The 15,470-nt window shown below is 42.8% G+C and carries 11 protein-coding genes and 1 pseudogene; 3 read left to right on the top strand and 9 right to left on the bottom strand.

The genetic code is table 11. The features are described from left to right. On the bottom strand, window positions 1-639 hold a 639-nt coding region (locus R1Y93_RS04490), incomplete at its 3' end, for an undecaprenyl-diphosphate phosphatase (protein WP_500821770.1). 4 nt (window positions 640-643) lie between these two features. After that, complete coding sequence (locus R1Y93_RS04485) at window positions 644-778, bottom strand: undecaprenyl-diphosphate phosphatase (protein WP_500821768.1); 135 nt, start codon at window positions 776-778, stop codon at window positions 644-646. A gap of 393 nt (window positions 779-1,171) precedes the next feature. Here R1Y93_RS04485 and R1Y93_RS04480 point away from each other — a divergent pair, with 393 nt between their 5' ends. Then, entirely contained in the window at window positions 1,172-1,954 is a 783-nt protein-coding gene (locus tag R1Y93_RS04480) for a LytR/AlgR family response regulator transcription factor (RefSeq protein WP_500821767.1), read from the top strand. Between the two features lie 141 nt (window positions 1,955-2,095). After that, window positions 2,096-2,323 carry an alpha/beta-type small acid-soluble spore protein gene (locus R1Y93_RS04475; RefSeq protein ID WP_158420916.1) on the top strand — a complete coding sequence of 76 codons (228 nt, stop codon included), beginning with the start codon at window positions 2,096-2,098 and terminating at the stop codon, window positions 2,321-2,323. 196 nt (window positions 2,324-2,519) lie between these two features. Here the strand turns inward: R1Y93_RS04475 and R1Y93_RS04470 are convergent, their stop codons facing one another. Together R1Y93_RS04470 and R1Y93_RS04465 are read right to left on the bottom strand one after the other, a co-directional pair. After that, window positions 2,520-2,951, bottom strand: a complete 432-nt coding sequence (locus R1Y93_RS04470; protein WP_500821765.1) for a DinB/UmuC family translesion DNA polymerase — start codon at window positions 2,949-2,951, stop codon at window positions 2,520-2,522. Window positions 2,952-3,235: 284 nt separating this feature from the next. Further along, window positions 3,236-3,664: pseudogene (locus R1Y93_RS04465) on the bottom strand (DNA polymerase Y family protein); the annotation flags it as partial. Window positions 3,665-4,083: 419 nt separating this feature from the next. Between R1Y93_RS04465 and R1Y93_RS04460 the strand changes: the two are divergent. After that, window positions 4,084-5,481, top strand: a complete 1,398-nt coding sequence (locus tag R1Y93_RS04460) for a sodium-dependent transporter (protein WP_500821764.1) — start codon at window positions 4,084-4,086, stop codon at window positions 5,479-5,481. Window positions 5,482-5,583: 102 nt separating this feature from the next. On the opposite strand, the gene R1Y93_RS04455 is transcribed toward R1Y93_RS04460, so the two are convergent. From R1Y93_RS04455 to R1Y93_RS04435, 5 genes are all read right to left on the bottom strand, one after another. Next, a complete protein-coding gene (locus R1Y93_RS04455; protein WP_500821763.1) occupies window positions 5,584-9,057 on the bottom strand; it encodes an Ig-like domain-containing protein in 3,474 nt (1,157 codons plus the stop codon). A gap of 204 nt (window positions 9,058-9,261) precedes the next feature. Next, the gene (locus R1Y93_RS04450) at window positions 9,262-10,119 is read right to left on the bottom strand and encodes a hypothetical protein (RefSeq protein WP_500821762.1); all 858 of its coding nucleotides are present in this window, start codon (window positions 10,117-10,119) and stop codon (window positions 9,262-9,264) included. Window positions 10,120-10,771: 652 nt separating this feature from the next. Continuing rightward, window positions 10,772-11,032 (bottom strand): type II toxin-antitoxin system Phd/YefM family antitoxin, encoded by a 261-nt coding sequence (locus R1Y93_RS04445; RefSeq protein WP_500821761.1) that lies wholly within the window; start codon window positions 11,030-11,032, stop codon window positions 10,772-10,774. A gap of 354 nt (window positions 11,033-11,386) precedes the next feature. Then, complete coding sequence (locus R1Y93_RS04440) at window positions 11,387-15,241, bottom strand: Ig-like domain-containing protein (RefSeq protein WP_500821760.1); 3,855 nt, start codon at window positions 15,239-15,241, stop codon at window positions 11,387-11,389. A 23-nt stretch (window positions 15,242-15,264) separates the two neighbouring features. Beyond that, on the bottom strand, window positions 15,265-15,470 hold a 206-nt coding region (locus R1Y93_RS04435; RefSeq protein ID WP_500821759.1), incomplete at its 5' end, for a hypothetical protein.

The raw sequence follows: 15,470 nt of genomic DNA, 5'->3' as shown, positions 1-15,470 counted from the left end.
GATGGTAAAAAATCCAGTCACGGCTGCAGCCAGCATACCAAGGATATAGGTAAAACCAAGCCCTACCGTCATTCCAGGCGATGCAAACTGACCAAGCTCCAGGACCAGGGCACCTGCCACTGCGGGAATGCTCATAATAAATGAATATTTCACGGCGAACTTACGGCTCAGCCCGCAAAGAAGTCCTGCACAGATGGTCATGCCTTCTCTGGAGATCCCTGGAAATACGCTCAGTCCCTGGCAGATCCCCATCCACATGGCACTGTCATACCCGGCTTCCTTTGGGGTCTTGTTCATACCGGCCTGTCCCAGATCTGTTACCAGCAGAAAGATCCCTGTGATCAAAAAACAGATCCCTGGAAGCAGTGGTGAAACGGCCGCCTTTGCAGCCAGTCTGCGGCAGGTATAGCCAAGAACTGCTGTAGGAACAGATGATACAAGGATCAGTGCCGCAAACTTACGGTATGTGCCGTATACGATCTTTGCATAATGCAGATGCTCTCCTGTCCTTCTGTTATGTATATAAAGGTTAAGATTACCTGCAAGATCCATGGCCATACCAAGGAGCTCTTCTCCTATCCTTTTAATATCTGACCAGAATACGATAAATATGGCTGCAAGCGTACCTGTGTGCAGCATCACTTCAAAAAGAACACCTGCCTGTCTCTCTGCGCCGAAAAAGCTTCTCTACTGTAGCCAGATGGCCAAAGCTGCTTACCGGGAGAAATTCGGTGATCCCCTGTATAATTCCTAACAAAATTGCTAATAATGGTGACATGCTATGCTTTCCTTTTCTCAATGGTTTTGTTCATTATAGCACAAGAATCCAAAAGTTACAACTTTTCTCGAACAACTGTTTTCATTTTGATCCTTCACAAATTTTTCCGCAGACTTATACTGATTTTAGGTAAGTTTTCCTAATTTTTTGCATGGATATTTCTTGCCTGTATATTCGTATTTATGGTACTATCAATAGTGTATCAAACACCCAGATCCAGTTTACATGATGTTAAGCCTCCAACTATGATACCTGCGGATTGCTTTGTGCTATGCACTCCCACAACCCTGCCCTGGTATCTTATATATGGCAGACTTTCAAGTCGAGCTGTTACTCACCATCTAAAAGAGGTGGGAGTCTTCTCGACTGAGATAAAACACAGGGAGGATGGATATGAACATACAGGAAACCGCCAAATATGCAGCAACTATACTAACCGATTATTATAATAACGATATCCGGCTCTTTCTGGAATCCTGCCACAGGGATGTATTGTGGATCGGTCCTGCCGAAAAACAGATCATCCGCACCAAGGCAGCACTGATTGAAGCCTTCAGGAATGAACATCACAACCTTAAATTTATCATAAATAACCTTACGGTCACACCTATTTCTACCGGAAGTGCCAAGACTTGTGAGATACTCCTGTTTTTCCTGGTGGATACTATCTGGCCGGACAAAAGTGTAAGCCGGGTAAACCAAAGGATACAGCTTACCTTTGTAGAAGAAAACGGGCGGCCACAGATCAAACTTTGTCACATTTCCAATGCCATCACCTATGATGAGCGTGACAATATCTACCCTGTCCATTATGATGAGAATTATAAGCATTATACACTGGCTGGTGAAGCTCGTTCTGAAAGGCTGGTCATTAAAAGCGTAAACAAATCTCTTTTATATCTGCAATGGCCCAGGATCCTTTATGTGGAAAGCCTTGGCTCCCATACCCTGATCCATACCCTGGACGGTGATTTTGAATCAGTTGACAATCTGCTTTCAATAAAAAAACAGTTTAGAGAGCTGTTCTATCAAATTCACAAATGTTATTTGATCAATCCGGAGCATGTACGTGAGATTATAAGATTTCAGGTCACTATGACAGACGGCACCACTCTTCCGATCCCTGAAAAAAAGTATACAGCAGTCAAAGCCGATCTTACAAAAACTGCTGACTGATCTTTTATCTGAGATCTTTTATCCTGTATTTGACATCTGGGATTTTTAACCTAAAAAAGCAGGAACTTCCAGTGTATTTTCCTTGGTTCAGCACATACTAGCAATGTAACATCAAACAAAACAACCAAGGAGGAAAATCAAATGACAAATTCTACTTCTTCTAACAAAGCAGTTGTACCAGAGGCCAAAAGTGCTTTAGACCGTTTTAAATTTGAAGTTGCAAATGAACTGGGTGTCCCCCTTACAGATGGATATAACGGAAACCTGACTTCCAAACAGAACGGTTCAGTAGGAGGATATATGGTCAAAAAAATGATCGAGTCCCAGGAAAGACAGATGTCCGGAAGCCAGGGCGGCCAGTCTTACTAAAGAGCAGGCAACGGCAGCATATATCTGGCATAGAACACAAATTCAAGAATGTGAAAAATTTCTAACTGTTGGGGCCTATCAGGCCCCAGCTTTCATGTGTGCTGTTCATCTAATCCGTTCTCCGCTTTTGCTTTTCTTCCGATCCTGCCGCTGCTGTTCATAATACTGGCTCTGGTCACTTTGTCATTGCCATATTTCAAACGTATGGAATCCAGGGCAGCATCCAGCTTCCTTCTTTTCTCTTGTCCCTGGTATCTTCAAACATGCTCATCTGCTCATACATCCCATCGGTAAGTCCTGTCAGGGAAACCCCCACCAGACGTAAGGGCTGCCCTTTCCAGAAATCCAGAAATAGCTTCTGTGCATATTTGAAAATCTCGTCTGTAATATCTGTTGCACTTTCAATAGTCATCTGATGGGAACGGTTTTTAAAATCCAGTGTACGGAAAGAAACTGCAATACAGCTGCATTTCTTTTCTTTTTTCCGAAGTCTGGCTGCAAGTATGTCGCACTGGGCCAGAAGCACCTGAAAAACCTGCTCCTTTGAAACAAGATCCTCATTAAAAGTGGTCTCCACGCTAAGCCCTTTGCTTTCTTCTGCTTCTGCCCGCACAGGAGAATCATCCATCCCATGGGAATACTGATACAGCTGATGACCGTTCTTTGCTCCCAAAAGCATCTGTATATGGGATTCATCTTCATGTGCCAGATCTCCGATGGTGTGGATCCCGCATCCTCCAGTTTCCGCCGGGATGCTTTTCCAAGAAAAAGAAGTTCCCCCACAGGAAGAGGCCACATCTTTGTGGGAATCTCTTTCGGAAATAAGGTGTGGACTTTATCCGGTTTTTCAAAATCAGAAGCCATCTTAGCCAGAAGCTTGTTTACGGAAATCCCTATATTTACAGTAAATCCCAGTTTTCTGTGGATCTTGTCCTTGATCTCACAGGCCAGGGCTACAGGATCCGGATAAAGCAGGGATGTACCTGTCATATCCAGGAAAACCTCATCAATGGAAAAGGATTCCATTACCGGCGCATAAGATGCACAGATTTCCTTAAAGGCCCTGGAGCACCTTAAAAACAGGCTGAAATCCCCTGGAACAACTACCAGCTCCGGACATTTTTTGAGAGCCATCCCCACAGGCTCCCCTGTACGTACCCCATATTTTTTGGCAGGAATTGATTTGGCTACCACAATACCTGTCCGTGTCCTGGGATCTCCGCCGATCGCAGAAGGGATCTCTCTCAGATCAGGAAGCCCTTCCTTTACCCGGCGTACTGCTTCCCAGGAAAGAAAAGCACTATTAACATCCACATGAAAAATCAATCGTTCCTGTTCCATAGTCTATTCTCCAACATATACCAGGATCTTATGAAAGGATCCTGCAGCTTCACTATCTTTTTTTTTTATAAAAATATCCAGAAAACACTTTCTGCTTTCCGGACACCACCATTATATCATATATCTGGCCAAAATATAATATTTCAAAAATTTTTTTACAAATAAGTCTCCTTACATGAAATCCGTTACTGTTCACTCCGTTCATAGTAACGTAGCCAAAATTCATTCCAGATTGCCTGCGGCAATGGAATTTTGGCTTGTATGTCTCGGGATTTTGGCATATTCATGCCAAAACACCTCGCGGGATAGTGGTGTGTGAACAGTAACTGAAATCCTATTTGTTTACATTCTATTCTTTATATATTAAAATGATTTTGATATCCGTCATTTAACAAAAAATATGAATTGAGGTAATATCCATGAAAGAGAAAAAGAGCAACTTCAGTAATTCTATCGGCTTTGTCCTGGCAGCTGCCGGAAGTGCGGTAGGCGTAGGAAATATCTGGCGTTTCCCCTATCTTTGTGCCAAAGATGGGGGCGGACTTTTCCTGATCATCTATCTTGTCCTGGTTCTTACCTTTGGCTTTGTGCTGCTTACCACAGACATTGCCATTGGAAGAAAGACCAAGCAAAATGCCCTGAAAGCATTCGGAACCTTACATCCTAAGTGGAAGTTCCTTGGATATCTTACATTCCTTGTACCTGCCCTGATCATGACTTATTACTCTGTGATCGGTGGATGGATCACCAAATATTTCTGTGAATATATTATTTCCGATGGATCTGCCCTTTCCAAGGACAGCTATTTTACATCATTTATTACATCCAAGGTTTCACCTATTGTTTTTATGCTTATATTTCTGGCACTGACAGCCTGGATCGTATACCGTGGCGTAGAAAAGGGAATCGAAAAATTTTCCCGCTTTATCATGCCTGGACTGATTATTTTGATCCTTGCTATTGCCATCTTTTCCCTGACTCTTTCCAAAAAAGATGCAGATGGAACAGTACGTACAGGTCTTCAGGGATTGTGGGTATACCTATATCCTGATTTTTCCGGTCTGACTGTAAAGCGCTTCCTTGAAATCCTTCTGGATGCTATGAGCCAGTTATTCTTTTCTTTAAGTGTTTCTATGGGTATCATGGTTACTTACGGCTCTTATGTGAAAGATGATGTAAATCTGAATAAGTCCATTAACCAGATTGAAATATTTGACACAGGTGTTGCTTTCCTGGCTGGTATGATGATCATCCCTGCAGTATTTGTCTTCCTGGGCACCGATGGAATGGCTTCTGGTCCAAGCCTGATCTTTATTTCTTTGCCTAAGGTTTTTGAAGCCATGGGACCTGTAGGAAAAATAACAGCCATTGCTTTCTTCTTAATGATGGGCTTTGCTGCACTTACTTCCTGCGTATCCGTTATGGAAACCCTGGTTGCTAACTGTATGGAGATCTTCCACAAAACCCGTAAACAGATGTGCAGCATGATCGGGATCTATTCTCTTATCACCGCCGTGCTGATCTGCCTTGGATATAATGCACTGTACTTTGAACTGCCTCTTCCAAATGGCGCCACTGCACAGCTGCTGGATGTAATGGATTATATCAGCAACAGCTTCCTGATGCCGTTTATCTCCTTCCTTACCAGTATTCTGGTGGGCTGGGTGATCGGTCCCAAATATATTATCAGTGAGGTGGAACGAAATGGGGAACATTTTGGCCGTGCCCGCCTGTACAGCTTTATGATCCGTTTTGTAGTGCCTGTGGTAATGCTGGTCCTTTTCCTGGTGTCTACCGGCATCGGAAATCTTTTTTAGTTGTGAAAAAAGATGAGACGACCAATTGCTCAGTTGTCTCATCTTTTTTATTTTTATAACACTACAATTTCTGATCTTACTCTGATGTTTTTACAGAATAGCTTATTTTACTGTAACTTTCACTTTCTTATAAAGTCCGTTCTGTGCATAGCAGTAAACATAGCATTTACCTTTTGCTTTCGCTTTGATCACACCCTTTTTGCTTACTGTTGCAACAGAAGTGTTGGTAGAAACATAGCGAATATTGCTGGTGTACTTTTTGAATGTACCCTTGGAAGCAATGGCTTTAGCCTTGATAGTGGCTGTTTTGCCTTTCTTTAATGTAAAGGCCTTCTTGTTTACAGTCACTTTCTTAATGTCTGCTTTCTTTCCACCGGTTGTGTTTGTATAGATCACTGCTGACTTGGTGATTCTTCCATAGCTGTCAAAAGCCGCCACATAATACTTATAAGTTGTTCCTTTTTTCACCTTCTTCTGTGTCCAGGATCTGGTTGTTCCGGATACAGTTTTCAGAAGTTTTACCTTACCGTTATTCTTTGCGCCATAAATCTTGTAATTCTCAGCGCCATTTACCTTTGTCCAGCTAAGTGCCACAGATGTTTTGGCTGCTTTTGCTCTGGCAACAAGTACCTGTCCACGTTTCGCAGGCGCCTTTGTAGGCTGAGGAGCCTCTGTTGGATTCGGTGCAGGTGTTACCGTTGGCTTCGGTGCCTCTGTAGGTGTTGCAGGTACTTCTGCTGCTTTTACCTCAATGTCCTTCATAGCCACTGCATAATAGGTATATGGTGCATTGGATACGTATAATCTGTAGGCGCCTGCCTTCTCTGCTTTAATTACTGCAGATCCGTTTTCATCTGTTACAGCCTGTGTCTTTTCACCGGTTGCTTTGTTTTCCAAGGTAAGTGTACTTCCTGCCACTAAAAGTTCCACAGTATTCCAGTTGGAATCATATCCGTAGGTCTTCAGTGTTACAGCAAATTCTTTTCCAGCCTCAACAGAAGATGGAACATCCTGGAAGAAAAGGTATTTATCGGTCCATCCGGTTGTATCCGCATATACAAAGAGGCTGAACTGATCGCCGGTATTTACCACACTGTTATGTGCAGCAGTCATAATTCCATTTGCATCCATTGGATACTTATCATTGATCAGATAAGAAACATTTGGATTCTGAGCCTTGAAAATGGTATTGATCTTACCTGTATTATCTACAGACAGATATCTGCCCGGATCATTCTCAAAATCTGCCCCATATAATTCTTTATGGATTGCATAAAGAACATCCACAACAGCCACTTTATTCTTCATTTCCTCCGGCTTTTCATAGCCATAGGATTTGGCTGTATCTGCAGCTACTGTCATGGAAAGCAGCTGTCCCAGCTGGTTTGGTGTCTGATTAAGCCGTACTGTGATTGCTGCTGTCACCACATTCTGAGCATCCTGTGCCTCTGCTGCAGCTGCTTTCAGTTCACGGATTGCCTGACGGAGCTCTTCCTCTGTTACATTTTCCTTTACTTGAGCTGCTTTTGCAGCATCCAGAACCTGCTGAAGCTTTGCCTTTGTTCCAGCCGGATACTGTCCAGGCTCCTGCCCTTCTACCATAGCATCTAATGTTTCCTGTGTGCTCTGGATCAGATCAGCCAGGCCTTCTGCTGCTGATTTAGTACCTACAACAGTAACTGTAACGGAAACAGGCTGTCTGTAAAGCTTCTGCAGTGCCTCATTATCCGGATGTTTCTTTGCAAATACACCATACCTCTGGCTGCTGAGCAGAGACGAAATGGTGATCTCTGTATCTGTCTCACCAGGATAAACATTCAATGTATCATGATTGATATACCTCTGGTTGGTAGATCTGAAACGATTATATCCAGCGCCCTCCATGATCCATGGATCATCAAAGAAATCATCTGCAATAATGCCTTTTCCTGTTCTGTCAGTAAAACTGTAGATCCATTTTGGATTTCCGTTTTCATCCAGAACCATTTCCTGGAACGGATGCAGATTTCCAGTAATAGAATCCTTATCCGCATACCGGCCATCATTAATACCATCAAAGTAATGCAGCTTTGCCTGCTCCATCATTGCAAGCTCATCAGCAAGAACACTGGCATCAAGAGGCTTCACAGTCATCGGGAACCTCTTGACTGCAGTTACATTTTCCCTGGTAAATGTAACTACAAGATCTCCTGTCATATCCTTAGTATAGAAACCGTCTACATATGTGCGATAACCATTAACTGTAACAGCTTCATTTTCGGAGGTTACAGTAATTTCACCATTGTTAAATACTAAATTATTGTTTTCATCCTTGATTCTGGTGTACTTTGGCAAACTGAAATCAGCCTGGCAATTGCCAAGGTCAACAACTTCGTCTTTATTTACAAAATCCGTAAACTGATCTGCTGTATAATACTTATTAAGGATTGCCAGAAGCTCTTCCTCTGTAGGAGGTGCAATGTTTGTCCCTTTTACGGTAACGGTAAAGTCCTTGGTGCAGCTTGTAAAAGCATTTACTGTTTCTCCACAATAAGAATTAAGAATCGTATCATTTGCATTAAAAGTAGCTGTAAGTGTAACCTCTGTATCCTTTGCAGGAGCATGGATCACACCTCTCTTCGGTGTGGTTAATCCTGTGCTGCTTCCACCTTCAACACCAATTATAGTAGGATCTGAAGATGTCCATGTGATCTGTGACCATGCATAATATGCACCATCTGTCATGATCTGTGGAAGAGAAAGATCAGATTCAACTTCTGTCTGAGAAGTATTATTGCCCTTGATCATATCCCAGGTAAGGCTGTCTTTTTCCTCTGCCATCTTACGGCTGAAGTGATCTCTGTCCCATCCAACAGTTACCCTTGTAGAACCGAGACAATCTGCCTGTGCTCCATTCAACTCAAATGTAAACACAACATCCAGATTCACACTATTAACATTATTAGATGCCGGTTTTTGAGATGCAATATAATGGATCACACCATCCGATCCAATGACATCTGTATTATCTGATGATTTTACTGCAACCTTGATGCCAGCTGTATCAATGGTGTAAGAAGCAAGCTTTGCTTCTACAAAAGCATTAATATTCTTGTATTGATCGTAGCCAGGTCGTAAAGCGCCAAGTTCTTTATTAAACTTGGCAACTGCTGCGTCAACCTTAGCCTGATCTGCAGGATTAATAACCACATCCTTCTGCATTGCAACCGGATATGCGATCTCCACCTGATTTCCAGAAGGTGTATACGTACCTGTTGCATCCTTATAGCCTTCTGCCTTAACAGTATAAGTATACTCAACACCCTTACTCAGACTATAGACGCCATTAGCAGGTGTTACTGTTACAGGATATGTGCTGTCATCCCAGTCGTCCTCTTCCTCATATGTCACCTTAACTATGGCATTATCAACTGCCTGTCCCATATAAGTTGGCTTAAAGGTAACCTTATATGTAGAAATCTCCTTAGTCAGCTGGATAAGGATCTCTTCATCCTTTGTTACAGTAAAAACATTATTATTAGAATTTTTATAGTTTTCTACATTTTCTACAGGACCATTTATACTCTTTTCCTTCAACAAGAGTATAACTGCCGTCCTCATTGGCCTTAATCGTGTCATAATATCCCAGTTTTACCTGAGCCTTTGCACCAGGAATAATCTCACCAGTATCCTTATCTACAAATCAGAAATGTGATCTTATGATTTACGATTGGAACTAAGGTAACAGTAATCGTTTCGTTCACATCATTACCTGAAACAGTAATATTATTCGTGAATTTATTATATCCGTCTTTTTCTGACCGTCAGTTTGTATGATTGTCCCTTTTTTACCTTGTAAGTTCCATCTTGTTCTTTTTTAATGTTCTCATATGGAGACACAACTTCAAGCTGTACAGTAGCATCGGTAATCTCTTTCTGATCAGAATCCTGCACCTTTAAAGTCAGACGATAATCATATACTTTTTCAGTTGCCGCTAATGTGATCGTAAAATCCTGTGAAGCCAAAGCTGCTGCTTCTGCCTGTGTCTCATCGTTAATTACATCTGTACTGGTCTCTGCTGCAAACAAACGAAGAGTCGCTGTAAAACTCTGGTTTCCTTCTTCTGCGGTTGGACGAGTAATACCTAGACTCCCTGGCGCTGAAGGCTTTTTACTTCCCCAATTAACATATTTACTGTTAATATACCAGCCACTTTTATATGAGCTGGAACTTCCTTCAGTTTTTAATCGCAGAGATGAAATACTCGATCCAGAGGGAGTTGTCAGTCCAACAGTATAGCTTAATCCATCATCACTTTTTACTACATTTGCACCACCTGTGCTAGTGATTCTATTTGTACCATCAATATAATTAGTTTTCAAATACGCAGCCGCTGCCTTGGCATCCTCTGCCTCATCATAAGCAGCATCCGGCTGGGCCAGCTGGAAATCATCTGAATCTTCCAGGATTTCCTCCGGTTCATCCGCAATTACATCTCCGTCGTAACTCGTATCTTCTGCAGATACTTCTTCCCAGGTCTTTTGACCATCTGAAAAAGCGCTGTCAGATGCAAATGCATAAGACGGCATCATTGTGAGTGTCATCATTGCAGCCATGGATATAGCTGTCAACCTTTTAAACAGTTCTTTTTTTCTCACGTTTCCTTCTCCTTTTCTTTTTCAAGGTTTATTGTTTGAACAGCCAGAAATACTCCCATTGTCCATCTCTCATAAGCATAAATGGCAACAAAAAACAGAGCCCCATTGTCCACATGAGTCTCTGTCCTATACAACGCGTTGGAGGCTGACTTAAGGTACCCGCCATACCTTCACGGCGTTCGTTTACGGATTCTCACCGGATTTCGTCAAATCAGCCAAAAGGCTGAACCACGCCTGGTTATTCATTGTTTAGAAAGTATAACATTTTGCCCAATAACTGTCAACCTCCAGAACACATTATCAAATTTTACCTTTTTCATTTTTATCTTCAAAATCTTTTCTATCTGCCATACTATAAATGATTATCTATATCCCTTGCTCCATACATTAAACGTCGAACTTCCATTACATCGTCAATCACCACATAATAGACAACATAATTTTTTACATAAATTCGATAATAAGGATAGTCTCTTTGTTTTACTGATATGGTTCAAAAGAAACTGGATTATTCAGTCTTTTCAAAATTGCAGCTTCGACATCATTAATTAAACGAAGAGCCGCATCCTCATTTTTTAACACATTAGCAATATAATTCACTGTATTGTTTAAGTCTTGTTCAAATATTGGCAAATATCGAAGCTTATAGGACTTATTTCCCATGAATCATACCCCTTGCATTTTTAAAAACAGTTTCGTGAGATAATCGTTCTTCTGTCATTGAAGCCTGGCGATCAGCTTCATCAAGCTTCATTTCGATATTATCGGTCAAATTTGCGTATTCCTGCAAGCTTAAAACTACCATAACACCATAACCGTTTTTAGTCAGATAAACAGGTTCTCCACTATTTACGATAGTTTCAATCTCCGGGAATTTATTTCTAAAATCCGAAACAGGACGAATTTGTATCATATTCAAACACTCCCTTCATTTACATCATCTTGACATTATCTTAATTTTATCAAAATCTTATCATAAAAGCAATATTGTATTGTAAAATTCATTGGCAGGATTGTAGAACCTAAAGAGCTGCATTACGGAAAAGATCTTGGTTATATATCATGCGAGGCTTTCGCAGATTTCGACTGGGCTAATTTCTCTGTTATTTGCCGTGTCTGAACGCCGCAGGCGTGAGTTTGGCAAATGACAGAGATAATAAATGCCCGGGAGAAATCCGAAAACGAAGCCCTGATATATAAACATATCTTTTCCGCCAAATGCAGCCCATTTAGCTTTAAACATTCTCCAAATGATTTTTACAATCCCCTACCGAACCGTCACCCGTACCACCTTCCTCTTACTTCCTGACTTAACCGTAATCCTCGCACTCCCCTTTTTCTTCCCGGTAATCACCCCGTTCTTAGTCACAGACACAATCTTAGCATTAGACGACATATAACTAACCTTTTCCTGGGAAGTAATGGGCGAAATCACAGGCTTCAACGCCAGCTTTCCTTTTCTTTTCAAAGTCAGCTTTCCCTTCAGCCCGGTAATACTTTTGGTTTTCACATCCTTAGTTTGCACAGTTACAGTAAGGCTTAATTTCTTTCCGCTTGCCAGAACAGCTGTTACAGTGGCTTTTCCCTTACGTAAGCCCTTGATCACGCCCTTTTTCGATACAGACACGATCTTCCTGTTAGAGCTGGTCCAGGTTTTCACCAAATCCCCGTTAGCCAGACCTGACACTGATATCTTAGACGTAGTCTGCCGAACCTTAAGGGGAATGCTCTTTGCATTCAGCTTTCCTGTAGGAGATAGCTTCTCACCCACTGTGCGGGTCTGTACAGTACCCTTGCTGCCTGTCCGCTGCTGCACCTCCGGTTCAAACACTGTAGCAGCTGAAAGAGTTGTCCAAGTGCCAAAAACCTCCGGTTCATCCGGTACCGGCGTAGGTGTTGGCGTAACAATGATCTCTTTTCTTTGGATCGTCAGTAAATAATCACCTGTTTTTCCGGAACGGGTACGTACTGTGATCCGTACCTTTGCCTCCTGGATCTCCGGACTTTTATCCAGATAAACAGCGACCCTGCTGGCATTACCGCTTCCTGTGGTTTTGCCAAAAGTAGTTACCTTCAAGGTTCCCTGGATCCCTGCTGCCGTTACTTCTGCATCTGATTCCTCTGTTTCTGCAAAAATATTGATAAAATCACGATCTCCTGTATAAAGCACCCGGTACTCCGCTATATTTCTGTCAAATGCCGGAGAGATCGCCAGCCTTGCCTGAACATTACTGTAAGCATTGCTTGTACTTACAGTCAGATTTCCAAGTGCTGGAACAGACTGGTCCCTTGTAATATGAAATACGTATCTTCTGCTTTTTCCAAGACACTGTGCCAGCACCTGCACCTCTGCCTGTCCTGAAGATACCTCAACCGTATAAGCGCCGGTAATATTTTGTCCATTCACAGACAAGGTACAGCCATCCAAAGCCTTAAACTGCAAAGTTACAGTTTTTGTTTCCTCCCCGATGAGCAAAGTATGCTCTGTTTTACTTTTCCGGAACATATCCTTCCACTTGATCGTACCTGCATCCGATTGTGCAGACACACTGTCAATATATGCTCCATTACATTCCACTGCCATCAGATAATTGGAATCATTCTTAAAATAAAGAGTTCCATCACGGTCTGCACTGATGGTGCTGATACAGTATTCTGCCTGATCATTCTCAGGTCTGAAAATCTCTGCAGCTGCGCCGGAGGTCTGTCCTGGTGCATCTGTCAGCATATAAATACCGCCAGGCTTTGCATTATAAGTAAAATACAGATACACCCGACCATCCGGAAGCCCGTCTCCGTTATAATCCCGGTTCTCGTAAGCGGTAGAAAGCAAAGGGGCAGCCTGAGGGTATCCTGGAATGGAAACATTATAAGCAAGGGACAGACCGGAGGCTGTTTCTGTAAGGACCGCAAAATGGTGTCCTCCATCCGGATTAAACTGGCCGCCTGTACCGCATACACCCACATAAATCCTGCCCTTGTATACTACAGGAGATGCAGTTGCCATTCCCCCAAGACTGATGCTGTCCGTCTGACCGAAGGTACCGTCCTGATTCATGGCAATCCTATATAGATAACCGCCTTTGGTGGTAAAATACACATACCCGTTCTGATAAACGATGGTAGACCGGATATCTCCATTCAGCTCTGTTTTCTGATCTATCAAAAGCCCTGTATGGGTGTTCACAGAATACAGGATCGCTGTATTGGTGTAGTCGTTTTCGGACCCGTCATCTGACCCAAACACAAGATAATCCTTGGATGCATAGGCTCCTGCCCAGTAAAAACCGCCTTTATGGTTGTATTTCCAGGTACAGTATTTCACCTCATCTCCCCTTGCAGGGTCCTCATCTGTAACAGACAGGCAGAAATAAGTTCCTGCTGTTGTTTCATTATCCCAGGTACCTGTATAAATATATCCGTCTTTATATGTAACAGGTGAAATCGTCTGTCCACCTATCGATTCACTGATCCACAGGGACTTAAGAGTAGTAGCACTGATCGCCTGGATCTTTCCGCCTCCAATCTGTGCAAACAGCATCCCTTCTGCATAAGTCAGTGGAATCATAGCATAGACCATGCTTCCTGATAGCGGATCACTGGTGGCCAGGATCTCCCCTGTATCCCTGTCCAGTCTGTAAATATATTTTCCTGAAGCCACATACAGCTGTCCTCCAAGGATCAGCGGCGGAGTTACAGAGGCCTCCCAGCTGCCTCCCAGCTTTCTGGACCATTTTTCCAGTGCAGTTGAAGAGTTTTCCGGGGTTTCCCAGTTCACAACACCGTTATTCATATCACTGTTTCTGAAATTAACCCAGTCATTATCTTGGATCTCTGTATGGCGTGCAGCAGCTTCCTGAAGGTCTGCCTGGATCAGGGCTGTTTCTCCTCCTGTAAATGTGCCATGGGCACCTGCATAACCATAGCATGAAACTGTCCATGTATAAGCTTCTCCATTTAATATATCATGAAATAAATGCAGATTATCCGGATCTGGTATCTGTCGGTTTCCCGCTGCATCATATACACTGACAACAGCCTGGCATGGCGTGATCTGAAAGGCAAGATCTGTGCCTGCTTTTTTGGAAACAGTCACACAATAATTTCCCTGTGATGTATATGTAGATCCCTGGTAAGCCGGATCCTCATAAGTATCCTGCACTTCCATGGAAAGCTGGATCTTTGTTTCCTCAGCGCCAAGGGAAACATCTACCGGATCAGAGCCGGATACCGTGATTCCATTCACTTTCAGTTGGTACCAGTTCTCACCATATGCATTTGCCAGAAGCTTCACACTTGTATCAACGGCAGGAACGATCGCCTCATATTCTCTGGTTTTTCCTGTAGTATCAAAGCTCCGGATCAGATTTTCTGTAATATCTGTGTCAGAAGATCTGTAGCATCTGATATTCTTAAGATCCAGACGGCGGAGCACCAGGATTTTATATATCTGGCTGTTTTCTTCAGTTCCTGCTGTAATGGTATAAACTGCCCTTTTTCCACCCTGCGCACCGGAAGTAAAGATCCTGCTGCCCAGACTGTAACGAAGTCCTTTTGAAGAAGCAGCCGCATCCATTTCTGTTGTTTCCTGGGTATGGTCAAGGGTCCATGCAGAAAGCACCGCCTTCGCCCCTTCCGGTGCGGCAGCTGACAGATCTCCAGTCACATAAAAGGAACCTGAATCATAATTAGAACTGTATTCTACTGTATAAACCTTCCCCTGAAGTTCTTCATCCAGATCCTCCCTGCGGTTCATTTCCAAAGGCGCACTTACAGAATCGTTGACATATACCTTCAGACCTGTCAGATATTCCTCTGACTGGGCATTGGTATCCTGTACATCTTCAAACAAGGACTCCTCTTCTGTTACATCATAAACCTCTTCCGGCTCTGTCACTTCATCTGAAAAATCTGCAGTATCCTTCCCGAAAGCTTCATTTTCACCAGAAGTAAAATCTTCAGAAGAAAACACATCCTCCGGCTCTTTTGTATCCTGCCAGGATTCCTCTTGTATATCCTCTGCCACATCAACAAACTGTTCTTCCCCATACACCGGTGCACTTCCGGTTATAAGTGTTAGTGCCAGCAAAGCAGCCAGCCATTTTCTCATTTCTCTAGCCATACACCCTCCTTGCTTCTTTTTGGTCATGCCCTTGCCCTTCTGTCCGTTCTTTTGTACATCCTTTTATAATGCCTTTTAGCAGCTGTAAAAAGCAGGATATATGCCAGGCCTGCCACAGCGCCTGCCAGCATCAGCTTTGTGGAAAGCCGCAGCCCCTTAAAAGCGGAAAAAAAACTATTTTTACCGGATGAACTGTTTTTCTGCAGATCTTTCGTATCAGGTGCCTGGC

The organism is Blautia sp. HA3515 (genome assembly GCF_059933065.1).
This window is presented reverse-complemented; position numbering and strand designations above follow the sequence as displayed.